The sequence below is a fragment of the Aeromonas molluscorum genome (genome assembly GCF_051376105.1).
GTDB lineage: Bacteria > Pseudomonadota > Gammaproteobacteria > Enterobacterales > Aeromonadaceae > Aeromonas > Aeromonas molluscorum.
Map to the genome: position 1 here is coordinate 775,242 of NZ_JBPQCY010000002.1, position 17,391 is coordinate 792,632.

The window sequence follows — 17,391 nt, forward strand, 5'->3', positions numbered from 1 at the left end:
AAGGCGTTAATTTTACACAATGAGTCCGATGTCAACCAGTATGAGATCTGCACGATAAATGACAAAGGCGACCATATGGTCGCCTTTTTCAACATACTCTTGATTTAAATCAGAGCTGCTCGATACCAGTGATATGCCAGGGGGCACCGGCCTTGGCCAGGTTGCGCTCCAGATGCCATACCTCTTTGATATCTTCCTCGACCTGCTCTTGACGGTCCATGTAGCGACCGCTGAAGCGCACGCTCACCTGGGCCCAGTCGCTGCCGTGGTCGGCACGGACCAGCTGGGTGTCCACATACATGACTTCGGTATGCTGCTCACCAGTCAGTTCGGCGCGCTCGGTTTTGAGCTGTTCGAACAGTTCCGGGCTCAGATACTCGCGCATCTTCTCCAGATCGTTCTGGTTCCAGGCATCCTGCAGGGTGCGATAGTGATCGCGGGCGCCGGACAGGAAACCATTCATGTCAAAGCCCGGGGGCAGACGGAAAGGAACGTCACTGTCGGCAAAGCCAGTCGCCTGGGGGGCGCTGCTATTCTGCTCAAACTGCTGGGGCGCCTGGGGTTGATAGCCTGCATAAGCTGCCTGCTGCTGCGGCATCTGAGCCGCCTTGCTGCGGCGCAGTGCGCGGATCAGGAAGAAGGCGCCAAGGGCCAGGGCTGCAATCAGCAGCATGTCCATCCCTTGCAGGCCTTCAAAGGCACCGCTACCCAGCAGATAGGCGAACAGGCCACCCGCCAGCAGGCCGCCGAGCAGGCCGCCCATCATGCCACTCTTCTTGGGAGCCCCTTGGGCACCCACCGTCGGGTTCTTTGTGTCGACAGGCTTGGCAGCAGGCTGGGCCGGCGCCGTCTTGTAGCTCTTGCCAAAAGATTTACCGCCGCCAAATTTCTTGGCTTCGGCTATGGGTGCCCCCAGGCCAACGGCCAGGATTAAGGCAAACAGGGTCAGCATTTTTTTCATTTTGACGCTTTCACTCTCAGCAATGGATGGGGCATGCCACCTCTAGTGGCAAGGCGCATGGCAGGCTGCCAGTCCCGCTATGTGTCGCAGCTTGTCACTAGGAGTAACACCCTCGGCATGAATTATTCATGAACGAATTTATCAGGGCGTCAGCCTGCCCGAGTCGTGCTCTCTTGGCAAATAGGAAGGGTCCTTGGCCGCTTATCCGATCGGCAGCCAGATTAGCACTCGCGGTGGCGAGCTTTCTTTTGTAAAATTCCCGTCCCCTTCCCGCTGCGGTTTTTAGGTGTATGGCAGAGCAAGTGACGGCGAAAAAAGACGCCAAGACACAACAGCTGAAAGTTCCCCCCCACTCCTTTGAGGCAGAGCAGTCCGTACTGGGCGGCCTGATGCTGGACAACGAGGCTTGGGACAGGGTTGCCGAGCGGGTGATCGACAAGGATTTCTATAGCCGTCCCCATCGGCTGATCTTCCAGGCCATGGCGCGCCTCTCCAATACCGGCAACCCCATCGATCTCATCACCTTGCAGGAGGAGCTGGAACGCTCCGAGCAGCTCGAAGAATCCGGTGGCTTCGCCTATCTGGTGGAGATCGCCAAGAACACCCCGAGCGCCGCCAACATCAGTGCCTACGCCGAGATAGTGCGCGAGCGGGCCGTGGTGCGGGAGATGATCTCGGTCGCCAACGAAATAGTCGAAGCAGGCTACGAGCCCCAGGGGCGTACCTCGGGAGACTTGCTCGATCTGGCCGAGAGCAAGGTATTCAAGATTGCCGAGCAGCGCACCAGTGCCAACGAGGGCCCACAGCCGCTCAAGCTCATCCTGGAGCAGACAGTCGACAAGATTGAGGAGCTGTTCAAGACCCCCCACAACGGGGTGACCGGGGTCTCCAGCGGCTATGGGGATCTCGACAAGATGACTGCCGGTCTGCAGCGTTCGGACCTCATCATAGTGGCGGCCCGTCCCTCCATGGGCAAGACCACCTTCGCCATGAACCTGTGCGAACACGCGGCGCTCACCGCCGAGAAGCCGGTGCTCATCTTCTCCCTGGAGATGCCCTCCGAGCAGATCATCATGCGTATGCTCGCCTCGGTCGGGCGCATCGATCAGACCAAGGTGCGGACCGGCCAGCTCGATGACGAGGATTGGGCTCGCCTCTCCTCCACCATGGGACTGCTGCTCGAGAAGGGCAAGATGTACATTGATGACGCCTCCGGCCTCACTCCGACCGACGTGCGCTCCCGTGCGCGCCGTATCGCCCGTGAGCACGGCGGCCTCTCCATGATCATGATCGACTACCTGCAGCTGATGCGGGTGCCCGCGCTCTCCGACAACAGAACCCTGGAAATAGGCGAAATATCCCGCTCCCTCAAGGCCCTGGCCAAGGAGCTGCAGTGTCCCGTGGTGGCACTCTCCCAGCTCAACCGAAGCCTGGAACAGCGCGCCGACAAGCGACCGGTCAACTCGGATCTGCGGGAATCGGGCTCCATCGAGCAGGATGCGGATTTGATCATGTTCATCTACCGTGATGAGGTTTATCACGATGACAGCCCGGACAAGGGGGTCGCCGAGATCATCATCGGCAAGCAGCGTAACGGCCCCATAGGTCGGGTGCGGCTCACCTTCCAGGGCCAGTTCTCCCGGTTCGACAACTACGCAGGTCCGGCGTTTGATGATGACTACTAAGTTGAGGATGACACTCTGCGCCCGGTGCGCAGATGCCATCCCAGCTTCCTGAAACAGTTTTCCCGGTTCGACAATTCTGCCGGTCCGGCCTTAGACGATGACTATTAAGGGCTGACACCACTCGGTGCCTGACGCATTCATGCGCCATCATGCCCTCGTAAGGGAAAACAGATGAAAGCGGCAATTGCCCAAATCAATACAGCGGCCCTGCGCCACAACCTCGCCGTGGTCAAACGGCATGCCCCCGAGTGCAAAATCATCGCCGTGGTCAAGGCCAATGCCTATGGCCATGGCCTGCTGCCGGTCGCCCGTACCCTGGTGGATGCGGACGCCTATGCGGTCGCCCGCATTGAAGAAGCGCTGATGCTGCGCTCCTGCGCCGTGGTCAAACCCATAGTGCTGCTGGAAGGCTTCTTCTCGAGTGCCGACCTGCCGGTGCTGGCCGCCAACAACCTGCAGACGGCGGTCCACACCTGGGAGCAGCTTGAAGCGCTGGAGCAGACCGAACTGCCCGCCCCGGTGGTGGCCTGGCTCAAGCTCGATACCGGCATGCACCGGCTCGGGGTGCGGGCCGACGAGATGCCCGCCTTCATCGAGCGCCTCGCCAAGTGCAAGAACGTGGTGCAGCCGTTCAACATCATGACCCACTTCAGCCGCTCCGATGAGCTGGAACAAACTACCACCCGCGAGCAGATCGACTTGTTCAGCCGCCTGACTGCCTCCCTCAAGGGGGAGCGTGCCATGGCGAACTCCGCGGGCATTCTGGCCTGGCCAGATTCCCACTGCGACTGGGTGCGCCCCGGCGTCATTCTGTATGGCGTATCCCCCTTCCCCAATACGGTGGCGGCGGATTATGACCTGCAGCCTGTGATGACCTTGAAGACCCAGCTCATCGCGGTGCGCGATCACAAGGCGGGCGAGCCGGTGGGCTACGGCGCCAACTGGGTGTCGGACCGGGATACCCGGCTCGGCGTCATCGCCATCGGTTATGGCGACGGTTATCCACGCATGGCGCCCAACGGCACCTCAGTGCTGGTCAATGGCCGCATAGTGCCGCTGGTGGGCCGGGTCTCCATGGACATGACCACGGTCGATCTGGGGCCGGGCGCCACCGACAAGGCCGGTGACGAGGCGGTGCTCTGGGGGGAAGGGTTGCCGGTGGAGCGGGTCGCCGACGAGATTGGCACCATTCCTTATGAGCTCATCACCAAGCTCACCTCCCGGGTGTTTATGGAGTACGTTTAACCCCCTCATCCCCGACCCTTCTCCCGCGAGGGGAGAAGGGAGAACAAGAAGGCCGCCCCGATAAGGGCGGCCTTTTTTATGCTTCTGGTGAGCGCGGCGCGGGCATAAAAAGCCCCGCGTTGGCGGGGCTCGATTCTGTGCCGTTAAGCGCGGCGCTTAGCCTATGGTCATCAGGCTGGCGTTGCCACCGGCGGCGGCGGTATTGACCGAGAGAGCATGCTCGATGAGCAGGCGCTCCAGCGGGATATCGGTCTCGCCACGGTGCAGGCCGTGCACACCGACGATGGCACCTGGACGGGTGGCCGCCTGCTGGCACAGCTCGCGCAACTGATCCGAGTCGCCGTGGTGGAGCAGGGCATCGAAGCCGATGTCGCAGTTCACCCAGTCCGCGACCAGTTGGATGCGTGCTTGCACCTCACTGGGCAGGCTGGCCAGCAGGGTGCGGTTTTGCGCATCATCCTGCCAGATCACACGACAACCGACCGCGAGGCAAGCCGCAAGCTGGGCCAGCAGATCCTGCTTGGCTTCTTTGGTGTCGTTGTCTCCGACCAGGCAGAGCACATGCTCACGGGGCAGCAGGCTGTAGCTGTTGCGCTCGCCGGTGGGGCCAGCCAGCAACTGAGTCAGGCCGCTCTGGGCCAGTTCGCCATATTGCTTGCAGAGCGCCACCAGCTCGGGGGCTTGTTTGGCTGCCCATTGGCTGAGCGCTTGCAGGGCCGGTTTCGGCGTGCTGGGCAGCAGATTGGTGCCCTGTTCCTGACGCAGCTGTTTGGCGACTGCATCCTGGGGACGGGTGGCCAGCAGGCGATACATATACAGCGGCCCGCCCGCCTTGGGACCGGTGCCGGATAGGCCTTCGCCACCAAACGGCTGCACCCCGACCACGGCGCCCACTATGTTGCGGTTCACATAGAGGTTGCCGACTCTGGCGGTGTTGACCACCTGGGCTATGGTCTCGTCGATCCGGGTATGCACCCCCAGGGTCAGGCCGTAGCCGCTGTCATTGATCTGCTCGAGCAGGGCGCCGAGCCTGGCGCGCGGGTAGCGCACCAGGTGCAGCACCGGGCCGAAGATCTCGCGACCCAGCTCATCCAGGCTGTCGAGCTCGATCAGGGTCGGCAGCACGAAGGTGCCACGGCTGTAATCGGCGCCCTGGGCGCGGGCTATCTGGTGTACCTTGCGGCCATTGTCGCTCATGGCCTTGATGTGCTGCTCGATGTTGGCCTTGGCCTCGGCGTCAATCACCGGGCCTATGTCGGTGGATAGGTGTTCGGGGTTGCCAACCTTGTACTCGGCCATGGCGCCCTTGAGCATGCGGATCACCCGATCCGCTACATCTTCCTGCACGCACAGCACCCGCAGCGCGGAGCAGCGCTGACCTGCGCTGTCGAACGCCGAGGAGATGACATCCATCACCACCTGCTCGGTCAGGGCGGAGGAGTCGACGATCATGGCGTTCTGGCCACCGGTCTCGGCGATGAGGGGGATGGTGCGACCCTGGGCGTCGAGGCGACCTGCCAGGTTGCGGGAGATGATGCCTGCCACCTCGGTGGAGCCGGTGAACATGACGCCACGGACTCTTTCATCGGCGATCAAGGTCGCACCCACGGTTTCCCCCCGGCCCGGCAGCAGCTGCACCGCCCCTTCGGGGACGCCGGCTTCGAGCAGGATGCGCACCGCCTGGGCGGCGATGAGCGGGGTCTGCTCCGCCGGTTTGGCCAGCACAGTGTTACCGGCGGCCAGGGCTGCACAGACCTGGCCGGAGAAGATGGCCAGCGGGAAGTTCCAGGGGCTGATGCAGACCACGGGGCCGAGCGGTCTGTGACTCTCGTTGGCGAAGTGGTTGCGCGCCTGGGCGGCGTAGTAGCGCAGGAAGTCTACCGCCTCGCGTACCTCGGCGATGGCATTGCTGAAGGTCTTGCCTGATTCGCGTACCAGCAGACCCATCAGGGGTTGCAGTTCGGACTCCATCAGATTGGCGGCGCGCTCCAGCACGGCAGCGCGCTCGGCAGGCTGGGTGGCCTGCCAAATCTGGCCACTGGCCAGGGCGCAGCTCAGCGCACTATCGACCAGCTCGCCATTAGCCTCACTCACCTGACCGACCAGATCGCGATGATCCGCAGGATTGACCACATTCTGGAACTCGGTCGGCGGCGGCACATCACAGCCCAGCATGGGCAGGGCCTGATAGCGGGTATTGGTGCTGCCGAGCAGGGCGGCTGAGAGCGAACCCAGGCGGTGTTCGTTGGCCAAGTCCAGCCCTTCCGAGTTGAGACGGGCTTCGCCGTACAGCTCGCGGGGCAGCGGGATGCGCGGGTGGGGCAGGCCCAGGCTGCCTTCACGGGCGGCCATCTGCTCTATCTGCTGCACAGGGTCTTGCACCAGATCCTGCAGTGAGATGTTGTTGTCTGCGATGCGGTTGACGAAGGAGGTGTTGGCCCCGTTCTCCAGCAGACGACGCACCAGGTAGGCGAGCAGGGTTTCGTGGCTGCCTACCGGTGCATAGATGCGGCAGGGGCGACTCAGCTTGCCGTCGGCGACCTTGCCGACCACTTGATCGTAGAGCGGCTCGCCCATGCCGTGCAGGCACTGGAACTCGTACTGGCCCGGGTAGTAGTTCTGCCCCGCCAGCTGGTAGATGGCCGACAGGGAATGGGCGTTGTGGGTGGCGAACTGGGGATAGATGGACTCGGGTACCGCCAGCAGCTTGCGGGCGCAGGCGAGATAGGAGACATCGGTATAGGGCTTGCGGGTGTAGACGGGGTAACCTTCAAGGCCATCCTGCTGGGCGCGCTTGATCTCGCTGTCCCAGTAGGCCCCCTTCACCAGCCGGATCATCAGACGATGGCGACTGCGCTTGGCGAGATCGATGACGTAGTCGATCACATAGGGGCAGCGCTTCTGGTAGGCCTGGATGACGAAGCCGATGCCATTCCAGTCGGCGAGGGACGGATCGAAGCAGAGCTTCTCCAGCAGATCGAGGGAGATCTCCAGTCGGTCGGCCTCCTCGGCGTCGATGTTGATGCCGATGTCGTACTGCTTGGCGAGCTGGGTCAAGGCCAACAGGGTGGGGTAGAGCTCGTCCATCACCCGATCATACTGGGCGCGGCTGTAGCGCGGGTGGAGGGCTGAGAGCTTGATGGAGATACCAGGACCTTCATAGATGCCGCGGCCGTGGGAGGCCTTGCCGATGGCATGGATGGCCTGCTCGTAGGAGGCCAGATAACGCTTGGCATCCTCTTCGGTCAGGGCCGCCTCCCCCAGCATGTCATAGGAGTAGCGGAACCCCTTGCTCTCCATGCCGCCTGCGTTCGCCAGGGCCTCGGCGATGGTCTCGCCGGTGACGAACTGTTCGCCCATCAGCCGCATCGCCATGTCGACACCTTTGCGGATCAGCGGCTCGCCGCCCTTGCCAATCAGTCCCTTGAGGGAGCTGTTGAGACCGGCCTCGTTGTGGGTGGCCACCAGCTTGCCGGTGATGAGCAGCCCCCAGGAGGCGGCGTTGACGAACAATGAGGTGCTCTGGCCCAGGTGCTGGCTCCAGTTGCCGCCGCTTATCTTGTCGCGGATGAGAGCATCCCGGGTCGCCTTGTCGGGGATGCGCAGCAGCGCTTCGGCCAGGCACATCAAGGCAACCCCTTCCTGGGAGGAGAGGGAGAACTCTTGCAGCAGCCCCTGTACCAGACCCTGGCGGCCACCGGCGCTTTTTTGGTTGCGCAGCTTCTCGGCAATGCTTAAGGCGAGCTTCTGGGTGGCTTCGGCCTTCTCCTTGGGCAGGCGTGCCTGCTCAAGCAGCATGGGCACGGCTTCTGTCTCGGGGCGGCGATAGGCGGAGGTGATGGCCGCGCGCAACACGGATTGCGGCAAGATGCTTTCGGCGAATTCGAGGAACACTTGCAGACCCTGTTCGGTCAGGGCTTCTACCGACTCTTCTCCCGCGGCGGCGGCCAGACCGGACAGCTCTACGGGAGTCAGGCTCCGCTCCAGCTGCTCCAGATAGGTGAAGATCGCCTGCTTGATCAACCAGTGGGGGGTGCGATCGATGGTCTGCGCAGCCTGCTTGAGCCGGTCGCGGGTGGCTTCATCGAGTTTAACGCCAAGGGTGGTAGTAGCCATGGAACTTCCTGTGTCTGTGCCGGCGAGAATATTGCCGTATGGTTAAATTTCGATGAGGATGGCGCAACCAGGTGCAACCTTCAAGTTAGAAATTTTAATGTCTCCGCTACATGGTTGCGTTTGAATAAGGGCCATGGCGGGGCTGGTTGGTAGAAAGTGATGTGGTGTCAGTGGGTTGTGACAATATGGCGACGTTAAAAATATGTCTCAGAAATGTGTGTCCATTCATTGGTTGAATGCGGTGGGTTGCACCTGTTTTTGTTGTGCTTTGAATCGGGTGCAACCCGCCATGCCGAGAGTTGTTCGCTATCTTCGTAACCCATGATGCCGTATCTGTGGCGGCGGTAAGTACCGGGGCGTGTCACCAGGCTGCGCAACCTGAATAGCCCTTGACGGGCGATGCCCATTTAGGGGAACGCCAATGCTAGTTGTCATCCCTGTCAGGTCGGGCAATGGCAGCGGCGGCGCCGCTATCGCCTATGCTGATAGCTGGCCTTGAAACCAGTGACAAGGAGTTCACCATGGCGCGTGTCAGTACTTATCTCAACTTTGCCCGGGAGACGGAAGCGGCCTTCCTCTTTTATCGGGAGGTGTTTGGCGGTGAATTCAACGGCCCCATCCACAGGTTTAGCGATTCACCCGGTTGCCCGGGTCAGGATCCCGTCTCCCCGGAAGATGGGAACTTGGTGATGCATGTGGAGCTGGCCATTCTCGGTGGACATGTGCTGATGGGGACGGATGCCCCGGCCAGCATGGGATTCACTTTGGTGCAGGGCAACAGCAGCTACCTCAACCTGGAGCCGGACAGCCGGGCAGAGACCGACTGCCTGTTCGCGGCTCTGGCCGAAGATGGCAAGGTTGAGGTGGAGTTGCAGGAGATGTTCTGGGGCGACTATTTTGGCAGTCTGGTGGACAAGTTTGGTACTCACTGGATGTTCAATTGTCGAAGCAAAGAGTAGGGCGCTGCCGGTGAGTACTTTCATTCACCTGCACAGAGGTAAGCCAACCATTCAGGATTGAACAAAAAGAGGCGCCAGGGGGCCTCTTTTTCATGGCGATATCCGCACCGCAACCGAGTCGTGAAGGGTTAGCGGCCGACCATATTTCCCGGCACCACCCAGAGATCGAACTGCTCGGCGCCAAGGTAGCCGGAGGCGATGGCCGCCTCTCGCAGACTGATCCCTTGCTGGTGCGCCATTTTGGCTATCTCGGCGGACTTGTCATAACCGATATGGGGATTGAGGGCGGTGACCAGCATCAGGGAGTTGGCCAGCAGCGCGTCGATGCGGGCCAGGTTTGGCTCTATGCCGCTGACACAGTGATGCTCGAAGCTGGCCATGGCATCGCTGAGCAGGCGCACGCTTTGCAAGAAGTTGTGGGCAATCATGGGCCTGAACACGTTGAGCTCGAAGTTGCCCGCGGCGCCCCCCACATTGATGGCCACATCATTGCCCATCACCTGAGCCGCCACCATGGTCAACGCCTCGCACTGGGTCGGGTTGACTTTACCCGGCATGATGGAGGAGCCGGGCTCGTTCTCGGGAATGCTGATCTCCCCTATGCCGCTGCGCGGGCCGCTGGCGAGCCAGCGTACATCGTTGGCAATTTTCATCAGACTGGCGGCGAGGCCCTTGAGGGCGCCATGGCCCTGTACCAGGGCATCGCAGCTCGCGAGGGCCTCGAACTTGTTGGGTGCGGTGACCAGGGGCAAGCCGGTCTGGCTGGCGAGTTCCCTGGCTACCGCGTCGGCATAACCGGCCGGGGCATTGAGGCCAGTACCGACCGCGGTGCCACCCAGAGCCAGCTCGCACAGATGGGGCAGGGTGGCCTGGAGGTGGCGCTCCCCATGGGCGAGCTGAGCCGCCCAGCCGGAGATCTCCTGACCCAAGGTGATCGGGGTGGCATCTTGCAGATGGGTGCGGCCTATCTTGACGATGTGATCGAACGCCCCGGCCTTGCGCTCCAGGGCCTGGCGCAGGCTGGCGAGGGCGGGCAGCAGACGCGCCATGATGGTGCTAACGGCTGCCAGGTGCATAGCCGTCGGGAAGACGTCGTTGCTGGATTGGCTGCGGTTGACTTCGTCATTGGGGTGCACCAGGCGATCTTCGCCGCGACTGCCTCCCAGCAGTTCGCTGGCCCGGTTGGCGAGCACCTCATTGACATTCATGTTGGTCTGGGTGCCGGAACCGGTCTGCCAGACCACCAGCGGGAATTCAGCCTCATGTTGACCCCCTAGCACCTCGGCAGCCGCGGCAATGATGGCCTCGGCATGACTCTCGTTGAGCAGCCCCAGCTGCAGATTGACCCGGGCGCTGGCACTCTTGATCTGCACCAGGGCACGAATGAGTTCGGGGCTTTGCCGCTCCACCGAAATGGCGAAGTGATGCAGGGAGCGCTGGGTTTGGGCCCCCCACAGCCGGTTGGCCGGTACCGCTATCTCCCCCATACTGTCTCGCTCCATCCGTGTCTTCATCTGTTGTTCCCTTCTCTGTTGGCTCGATGCTGTCGGTTAGCAAGCTTTAGCATGCGGATGACAAGTATGGGAGACCTGCATTGAATTTATGTACGCTTAACATATAATAAGCAATGCTTACCAATTTATCGGTCTCATTATGATGAAACAACCTGACACCCTGGGCTTCCTGATTGGCGATGTGCATCGTCTGATGCGTCGTCATTTCCAGCAACAGCTGGAAGGGAGCTGCCTGACCCTGGCCCAGGCGCGCGCCCTGGTCCATATCGCCCGCTGTGAGGGGATGCGTCAGGTTGAGCTGGCCGAGCGGCTGGATATCCAGCCTATCACCCTGGCCCGCCAACTCGATCAGCTGGCCCTGAGTGGTCTGGTCGAGCGGCGTCCTGATCCTGATGACAGGCGGGCCCATCAGCTGTTTCTGACCGAGGCGGCCATGCCCCATCTGCAGCGCATCAAGCAGGCTGGCGATGTCGTACATCGCAGTGCCATGGGCGATCTGGACGAGGAGGCGGCGAACGCCCTCCGCCAGGCGCTCAAGACGATGCACGACAACCTTTCCCATTGCTGATTTTCTCGATTTTTCGGAGTGTTTCCCATGACGACTGAGCCAACATCCACCCCTGTGGTGGCCTTTGACCGACGCCGTACCCGGCGGCTACTGCTGGTTGTGGTCCCCCTTGTCGCCCTCTTTGGCTGCGGCATTCTTTATATGTTGGGGGGGCGTTATGTGGAGACGGACAATGCCTACGTGAAGGCAGACAAGGTCCCCATCAGTACCGAGGTGCTTGGCCGAGTGGCCAAGGTGATGGTCAAGGAGAACGCCCAGGTCAGGGCCGGGGATCTGATGTTTGAACTGGATCCTGCCTCTTTCCAGCTGGCCGTGGGCAAGGCCGAGGCGGAACTGGCCAAGGTGCGCACCGATCTGGTGGCGCTGCAGACCAGTTATCGTGGTCAGCAGGCTGAAATCGCCGTGGCCCGTACCCGCCACCAATATGCACTGAAAGAGGAGCGCCGCCAGGCCGACCTGGTCGCCAAGCACTTCACCTCGACTGCCAATTATGACGATGCGCGCCAGCTCACCATACAGACGGCCCAGCAACAGCTCGCACTGGAGGAGGGGCTCAAGCAGATTGAGGCTTCCTTGAACGGTGACGTGAACCTGTCGGTGAGCCAGCAACCGGCCTACATGGAAGCGGCCGCCGAGCTGGCCAAGGCCAAGCTGGATCTGGCTCGCACCAAGATCTATGCCCCGGTCAATGGCATCGTCAGCCAACTGCCCAAGCCGGGTCAGTACAGTCTGGTGGGCATGACGGCCATGATGCTGGTGGAAACAGACGCCCCCTGGATTGAAGCGAACTTCACCGAGACGGACCTGACTCATGTCAAACCTGGCCAACAGGTAAGCATCAGCGTGGATACCTACCCGGACGCGCACTGGACCGGAGTGGTCGAGAGCTTGAGCCCGGCCACCGGCTCCGAGTTCTCGGTGATCCCGGCCCAGAATGCCACCGGCAATTGGGTCAAGATTACCCAGAGAGTCGCGGTGCGGATCCGTCTCGATGATGCCAGCGCCGAGCCTGTGCTCAGGGCCGGACTCAGCGCCGTTGCCGAGATAGACACGGCTCAGCAACGCAGTCTGCTTGGCTGGTCGTTGTGAGGCCTGCCCGATGACGGCCCCCACTCAGGAAGGGGCCAGCAAGGCCCATCTTGGTCTCATTACCCTCTCGGTGATGCTGGCCACCATCATGCAGGCGCTGGATACCACCATCGCCAATGTGGCGCTGCCCCACATGCAGGGCGCCATGGGGGCGACCCAGGATCAGATCTCCTGGGTGCTCACTTCCTATATCGTCGCCGCCGCCATCTTTATGCCGCTGACCGGTTTCATCTCTGACAAGGTCGGTCGAAAACGGCTGTTCATGTGGTCGGTGGCGGGATTTACCATTGCCTCCATGCTGTGCGGCGCGGCCCAGAGCCTGGAGCAGATAGTGCTGTTTCGGCTGTTGCAGGGGATCTTCGGCGCCAGTCTGGTGCCCCTCTCCCAGGCGGTGCTGCTCGACTCTTATCCCCCCGAAAAACATGGCTCCGCCATGGCGCTCTGGGGAGTGGGGGTCATGGTGGGCCCCATCCTCGGACCGTCGCTGGGGGGCTGGCTGACCGAATATTACAACTGGCGCTGGGTGTTTTACATCAACCTACCGTTCGGTCTGCTGGCCTGGTTCGGCATCGCCGCCTTTATCGAGGAGACCAAGCTCAACGTCAGCCGCCGCTTTGATCTGCTCGGTTTCGCCCTGCTCAGCGTCGGCATAGGGGCGCTGCAGATGGCACTGGACAGGGGCCAGTCCCAGAACTGGTTTGCCAGCAGCGAGATAGTCATAGAGACGGGGCTGGTCGTGCTCTGTTTTTACCTGTTCGTGGTGCATATTTTCACCCATTCACACCCCTACATAGAGCCGGCCCTGTTTCGGGATCGCAACTTCAGTGTCGGTCTGGTATTCATCTTCATCGTGGGCATCATATTGCTGGCGACCATGACCCTGCTGCCGCCCTTCATGCAGAGCCTGATGGGCTACCCGGTGATTGACGTCGGTTACCTGCTGGCGCCGCGCGGGGTGGGGACCATGGTGGCCATGATGCTGGTGGGGCGTCTCTCGGGAAGGCTGGATACCCGCTACTTGATCCTGCTGGGACTCTTGCTCACCAGCCTCTCCATGTGGGAGATGACCCTGTTCAACACCAATATCAGCAGCTGGGACATAGTGCGTACCGGTCTGGTGCAAGGCCTTGGGCTGGGCTTCATCTTCGTGCCGCTATCCACCATCACCTTCGCCACCCTGGCCCCGCGTTATCGCAACGAAGGCACAGCTCTGTTCAGCCTGATGCGCAACATTGGCAGCAGCATCGGCATCTCTGTGGTGATCACTTATCTGGCTCAGCGAACTCAGATGAATCATGAGGTCTTTGCCAGCTACATCAATCCGTTCAATCAGGCCCTGCGCCAGGGCGTCGATCTCGGGGTCTATAACCTGGAGACGGTGAAGGGGCTCAGCGCGATCGACGGCGAGGTGACCCGCCAGGCCGCGACCCTCGCCTATCTGCAGGATTTCCGATTGATGATGTGGGTCAGTCTCTGTGCCATTCCGCTGGTGCTGCTGTTGCGCTCCCCCAAGCGTGGCAACGGCACCAGGAGTGAGGCTCCCGTACTGGAGTGACCATCCTGGCCCTGGCTGTCGGACGTAGAAAAGAGGGATGCCAAAGGCATCCCTCTTTTCTACGTCTGGCTGTGGTTCAGAGCTTGGCCGTGAAGGGGGTCAAGGCGCCGAGCGGGCGGGCATCCTGGTACTCCTTGATCTCTTCTCCATGCTTGAAGACTTTGTAGCCTTCGCCACGCACGCTCCAGTATTCGATGTGCTCGCCGCTGATTTGCAGCAGGCTGGCTTCGCGCAGGGCAAGCACGGATTCGCTTGGGTTGATGGCACAGAACTCGGCGAGGCGCTCATCACGGGTCTCCCCCATGTGGCCGCTGATGCTGGCATCCAGATAGTGGGGATTGATCTGCAGCGGGAACAGGCCGAGGGCGGGCAGCACGGCGGCGTTGCAAACCGGCATGTCGTTGGTGGTGCGAATGCTCGGGGTCGCCACGTTGCAACCTGCGCTCCAGCCCACATAGGGCACACCCCGTTCGCGCACGGCGCGCTGGATGGGGACTATCAAACCTTGCTCATGGAGCTGCTGATTCAACCGCCAGCTGTTGCCACCGCTGACGAAGATGGCCTGCGCGCTTTCAATGGCCGAGACAGGATCGTCGGATCTGTGGATGCTGACGACTTCAACCCCCAGGCTCTCCTCCAGATCCCGGGCCCGCTGATCCCAGTCACCGCGGATCACGGCGTAAGGCACCAGCACTATCTGGTTGACGCCCCTGGCCGCGAGCAAGGCTTGCACCCGCTGACGTGCCCAGCCCAGCAGGCCGGGGTGTTCCGTGGTTTTTCCGTTGCTCAGTAACAGCAGTTCCATATTGATTCCTCAATTTAAAAGGCGCAGGGCCAAGGCTGGCCCTGATAAAGGGAGGTGGGCACTCTAGCGCCATCCCGGCGCCAAGTGTGTGATCTCATCGCGCTTTGTGTCTCCGCCTATGGCTGTTTGTTCACCCCTTGACCGCCTAGCGTCAAGAGGAGGTCACGTCGGCATAGAGCAGTATCAGTTCGGCCAGTGAATTGACTTCGAGCCGCTTCATCAGGCTGGCACGGCACACTTCGACGGTGCGCACCGAGATGCAGAGATCCTGGGCTATCTGCTGGTTCTTGTGGCCTGAGGCTATCAGGTGCAGCAACTGATGCTCGCGGGGGGGGAGGCGCCGGTAGGCGATCAGGCGGGCCAGCCGCTGCGCCGCCGCCTGGCTTGCCTGATTGGCGCCTGCTATGGCGTCGAGCAGCGTGGTGAGCTGCACGGGCTTTTGCAGAAAATCGATGGCTCCCTGCTTGAGGGATTCCACCGCCAGGGGCACATCGCCGTGACCGGTGAGAAAGAGGATGGCGATGGGGCTCTGGGCCGCCTTCAGCCGCTGCTGCAGCTCGGGGCCCGACAGGCCCGGCATGCGGCAATCCAGGATGAGGCAGGCAGGCTGGCTCAGATCCACCTCACTCAGAAAATGCTCACCGTCTGCAAAGCAGCTCACCGCCCGATCACAGCTCTCCAGCATGAAGCGCAGGGAGTCGAGCACGGCCTGATCGTCGTCGACCAGATAGAGAGGGAGGCGGGCTGTGGTCGGCATATCAATTCTTTCTCTTGATGGTGGGGAAGGCGACGACCCCTTGGCGATACAAGGAGAGGGCACCCTGGGTGGTGGTCTGCATCTCAGTTCCCTCCCTCGATGGTCGGGGCGGCATCCGGGCCAGGAATGGGCAGGACAACCCGGGCGAGGCAGCCCCTGGGGCTCAGGTTGCTCAGGGTGAATTGGCCGCGATGAAACTCCACCACGTCCCGGCAGATGGCGAGTCCCAAGCCCATGCCATCGGCCTTGTCGCTGTAAAACGCCTGCTGCAGCTGCGCCTGGGGCGCCGTCAGGCCCGGGCCATTGTCGCGTACCTCCAGCCGCAGTTGATCCTCTTCGAAGGTGATCAATACCTCGACTCGCGGCTCATCCGTCTGTGCCATCCCCCCTTCGATGTGATCTGACCCCTTGGGGTGCCGGGCCGCACTCTCGGCGCCATTCTTGATGAGATTTACCAGCAGCTGCTCGACCCCAATGCCATCCAGGGGGAGCAGACGGGGCTCACCGTGCCAGCTCAGGGCCAGCCGGACGTCGAGCGGCGTCAGCATCTGTTGCAGCAGCGGCGTCAACTGCTCGACCAGGGCGGGCAAGTCCGTGGGCTCGGCCTGACGTGGCCGCTTCTGCAGGCGGGATCTCAGCCGGTTGATGGTCTGGGTGATACGAGTGACCTGCTGCCCTATCTGCTCCAGCGCCTGCGTCAGGGCGAGGTTCAGGGCTGGATCCCTGTCCGCCTTGGCCGGGTCCAGGGTCTGTCTGGCGAGACGCAGCAGGGCACCCTGGCTGTAGTTGGCGATGGCGGTGAGGGGCTGGTTGATCTCGTGGGCCATGTTGGCACCGAGCTCCCCGAACTGGGCGAGGCGCTGGGCTTGCTCGAGCTGGCGCCGCTTGTCATCGAGCTGGCGGCGGGTGGCGAGCAGGCGACGCTGGCTGCGGTTGAACAGATGTTGCAGCAGCAGGTGGTGGCCGCCGAGCAGCAACATCAGCAGCAGGGCACCCCAACCCCACTGCTGATGCTGGCGCAGCCAGTGCCATGCCGACTGCCACCAGGGACCCTGCAGGGGATGGCGATCCAGCGCCTTGAGCAGGCGATCTATGCTGAGCTGGCTGGTGGGCACCGTCCAGCCCGCCGAATCGGCGGCAATGGCGGCCAGGCTGTCGGGGGGCAGGGCAAACAGGGCGCGGGTGACTGCCAGCGCCAGTTCGGGGGAGGCTTGCTCCGTCTTGGCAAAAGACCAGTTGGGGTAGAGCCGGGTCGAGCTCTGGCAACCAAAGCCGGCCGGTGCCCTGTTGTCCAGCACCCGGAAATCGGCATAGGCGATCTTGCCCTCCCGCGCCATGCGCTCCAGTTGGCAGACCGGCACTATGGCGGCGCTGACCTTGCCTGCCGCCAGTTGCGTGATGAGCCTGTCGAGGGGGAAGCCGGTGAAGCGCACCGCAGAGAAGAAGTTGTCGAGCCGCACCCCTTGCTGACTGGCCTCGAAGCGATAGGCGAGGTAGCCACCGAAGGCGTTCTCCGACACGGCGGCAACCGGTTGGCGCTTGAGATCCTGCCAGTGCTGGAAGGGGGCGTCAGCTCGTACCACCAGGGCAGCGCCGATGGCGAGGTTGTCACCGCCGGCCGGGCTCTTGAGGGTGGCGAGCCAGGCCAGCGGATACTGGCGCGACAGGCTGACCGATTGCCCCGGGTTGGTGATGACAAAATCCAGCCTTTGACCGGCGACGGCGTCGGCCAGGGCATCGAGCTCCAGGGGCATCAATTCGAAGTGCTGGCCCGGCACCCTCTTGTCCAGCCAGCTCATGAGCGGTTGCCACTGATGGCGGGCCACCGGGAGACCGCGGGTCGCCAGTACCCCGACGCGCACCGGCTGGTCCTGTGCCTGCATCGGCGCGGCTTCTATGGATGCGGGGTCGGCCGACGCGGCCAGGAGGGGCACCGCGACCAGCCAGAGCAGCAGGGCCAACCAGAGCTTGCATGTGGGGGGCAGAGGGGCTGGGCTGCGCAGGAGGCTCTCCTTGAATGCGTGTTGGCAATTGACGATGGCGCCCAGTCTATCATCGGGCCGAGCATTTGAATGAGGTTCGGTCGGCACAGTGGAGATGAACGCCGCCCCCGTCACAATTCAGTCTTTTTCGGGCC

12 protein-coding genes are annotated in these 17,391 nt (G+C 62.2%); 6 read left to right on the forward strand and 6 right to left on the reverse strand.

Annotated features, from left to right (window positions below; genetic code table 11):
* Positions 1 to 109 precede the first annotated feature (109 nt).
* A complete protein-coding gene (locus ACSMDR_RS14200; protein ID WP_436468662.1) occupies positions 110 to 961 on the reverse strand; it encodes a Tim44 domain-containing protein in 852 nt (283 codons plus the stop codon).
* Positions 962 to 1,251: 290 nt separating this feature from the next.
* Here ACSMDR_RS14200 and dnaB point away from each other — a divergent pair, with 290 nt between their 5' ends.
* Positions 1,252 to 2,646, forward strand: coding sequence for a replicative DNA helicase (gene dnaB / locus ACSMDR_RS14205; protein ID WP_436468663.1), 1,395 nt, complete (start codon positions 1,252 to 1,254; stop codon positions 2,644 to 2,646).
* A gap of 171 nt (positions 2,647 to 2,817) precedes the next feature.
* Positions 2,818 to 3,891: an alanine racemase gene (alr, locus tag ACSMDR_RS14210; protein ID WP_436468664.1), complete on the forward strand. Its 1,074-nt coding sequence runs from the start codon at positions 2,818 to 2,820 to the stop codon at positions 3,889 to 3,891.
* A 156-nt stretch (positions 3,892 to 4,047) separates the two neighbouring features.
* On the opposite strand, the gene putA is transcribed toward alr, so the two are convergent.
* Positions 4,048 to 8,007: a trifunctional transcriptional regulator/proline dehydrogenase/L-glutamate gamma-semialdehyde dehydrogenase gene (putA, locus tag ACSMDR_RS14215; protein WP_436468665.1), complete on the reverse strand. Its 3,960-nt coding sequence runs from the start codon at positions 8,005 to 8,007 to the stop codon at positions 4,048 to 4,050.
* A 521-nt stretch (positions 8,008 to 8,528) separates the two neighbouring features.
* Here putA and ACSMDR_RS14220 point away from each other — a divergent pair.
* Positions 8,529 to 8,966, forward strand: a complete 438-nt coding sequence (locus ACSMDR_RS14220; protein WP_436468666.1) for a VOC family protein — start codon at positions 8,529 to 8,531, stop codon at positions 8,964 to 8,966.
* Between the two features lie 128 nt (positions 8,967 to 9,094).
* Here the strand turns inward: ACSMDR_RS14220 and fumC are convergent, their stop codons facing one another.
* Positions 9,095 to 10,480: a class II fumarate hydratase gene (fumC, locus tag ACSMDR_RS14225; RefSeq protein WP_436468667.1), complete on the reverse strand. Its 1,386-nt coding sequence runs from the start codon at positions 10,478 to 10,480 to the stop codon at positions 9,095 to 9,097.
* A 139-nt stretch (positions 10,481 to 10,619) separates the two neighbouring features.
* Between fumC and ACSMDR_RS14230 the strand changes: the two genes are divergently transcribed.
* Genes ACSMDR_RS14230 through ACSMDR_RS14240 form a run of 3 tightly spaced genes read left to right on the forward strand, consistent with a single transcriptional unit; the run spans position 10,620 to position 13,692 of the window.
* Positions 10,620 to 11,048 carry a MarR family winged helix-turn-helix transcriptional regulator gene (locus tag ACSMDR_RS14230; RefSeq protein WP_436468668.1) on the forward strand — a complete coding sequence of 143 codons (429 nt, stop codon included), beginning with the start codon at positions 10,620 to 10,622 and terminating at the stop codon, positions 11,046 to 11,048.
* Positions 11,049 to 11,075: 27 nt separating this feature from the next.
* Positions 11,076 to 12,137 (forward strand): HlyD family secretion protein, encoded by a 1,062-nt coding sequence (locus ACSMDR_RS14235; protein ID WP_436468669.1) that lies wholly within the window; start codon positions 11,076 to 11,078, stop codon positions 12,135 to 12,137.
* Positions 12,138 to 12,147: 10 nt separating this feature from the next.
* Positions 12,148 to 13,692: a DHA2 family efflux MFS transporter permease subunit gene (locus ACSMDR_RS14240; RefSeq protein ID WP_436468670.1), complete on the forward strand. Its 1,545-nt coding sequence runs from the start codon at positions 12,148 to 12,150 to the stop codon at positions 13,690 to 13,692.
* Positions 13,693 to 13,768: 76 nt separating this feature from the next.
* Here the strand turns inward: ACSMDR_RS14240 and pepE are convergent, their stop codons facing one another.
* From pepE to ACSMDR_RS14255, 3 genes are all read right to left on the reverse strand, one after another.
* Positions 13,769 to 14,497, reverse strand: a complete 729-nt coding sequence (gene pepE, locus ACSMDR_RS14245) for a dipeptidase PepE (protein ID WP_005901062.1) — start codon at positions 14,495 to 14,497, stop codon at positions 13,769 to 13,771.
* Positions 14,498 to 14,648: 151 nt separating this feature from the next.
* Positions 14,649 to 15,254, reverse strand: coding sequence for a response regulator transcription factor (locus ACSMDR_RS14250; protein ID WP_436468671.1), 606 nt, complete (start codon positions 15,252 to 15,254; stop codon positions 14,649 to 14,651).
* An 83-nt stretch (positions 15,255 to 15,337) separates the two neighbouring features.
* Complete coding sequence (locus ACSMDR_RS14255) at positions 15,338 to 17,371, reverse strand: sensor histidine kinase (RefSeq protein ID WP_436468672.1); 2,034 nt, start codon at positions 17,369 to 17,371, stop codon at positions 15,338 to 15,340.
* Positions 17,372 to 17,391: the final 20 nt, after the last annotated feature.

What these genes read in the sequence shown, in the direction of transcription:
- ACSMDR_RS14200 (WP_436468662.1), bottom strand. Translation starts at nt 961, where the DNA reads ATGAAAAAAATGCTGACCCTGTTTGCCTTAATCCTGGCCGTTGGCCTG.
- dnaB (WP_436468663.1), top strand. Translation starts at nt 1,252, where the DNA reads ATGGCAGAGCAAGTGACGGCGAAAAAAGACGCCAAGACACAACAGCTG.
- alr (WP_436468664.1), top strand. Translation starts at nt 2,818, where the DNA reads ATGAAAGCGGCAATTGCCCAAATCAATACAGCGGCCCTGCGCCACAAC.
- putA (WP_436468665.1), bottom strand. Translation starts at nt 8,007, where the DNA reads ATGGCTACTACCACCCTTGGCGTTAAACTCGATGAAGCCACCCGCGAC.
- ACSMDR_RS14220 (WP_436468666.1), top strand. Translation starts at nt 8,529, where the DNA reads ATGGCGCGTGTCAGTACTTATCTCAACTTTGCCCGGGAGACGGAAGCG.
- fumC (WP_436468667.1), bottom strand. Translation starts at nt 10,480, where the DNA reads ATGAAGACACGGATGGAGCGAGACAGTATGGGGGAGATAGCGGTACCG.
- ACSMDR_RS14230 (WP_436468668.1), top strand. Translation starts at nt 10,620, where the DNA reads ATGATGAAACAACCTGACACCCTGGGCTTCCTGATTGGCGATGTGCAT.
- ACSMDR_RS14235 (WP_436468669.1), top strand. Translation starts at nt 11,076, where the DNA reads ATGACGACTGAGCCAACATCCACCCCTGTGGTGGCCTTTGACCGACGC.
- ACSMDR_RS14240 (WP_436468670.1), top strand. Translation starts at nt 12,148, where the DNA reads ATGACGGCCCCCACTCAGGAAGGGGCCAGCAAGGCCCATCTTGGTCTC.
- pepE (WP_005901062.1), bottom strand. Translation starts at nt 14,497, where the DNA reads ATGGAACTGCTGTTACTGAGCAACGGAAAAACCACGGAACACCCCGGC.
- ACSMDR_RS14250 (WP_436468671.1), bottom strand. Translation starts at nt 15,254, where the DNA reads ATGCCGACCACAGCCCGCCTCCCTCTCTATCTGGTCGACGACGATCAG.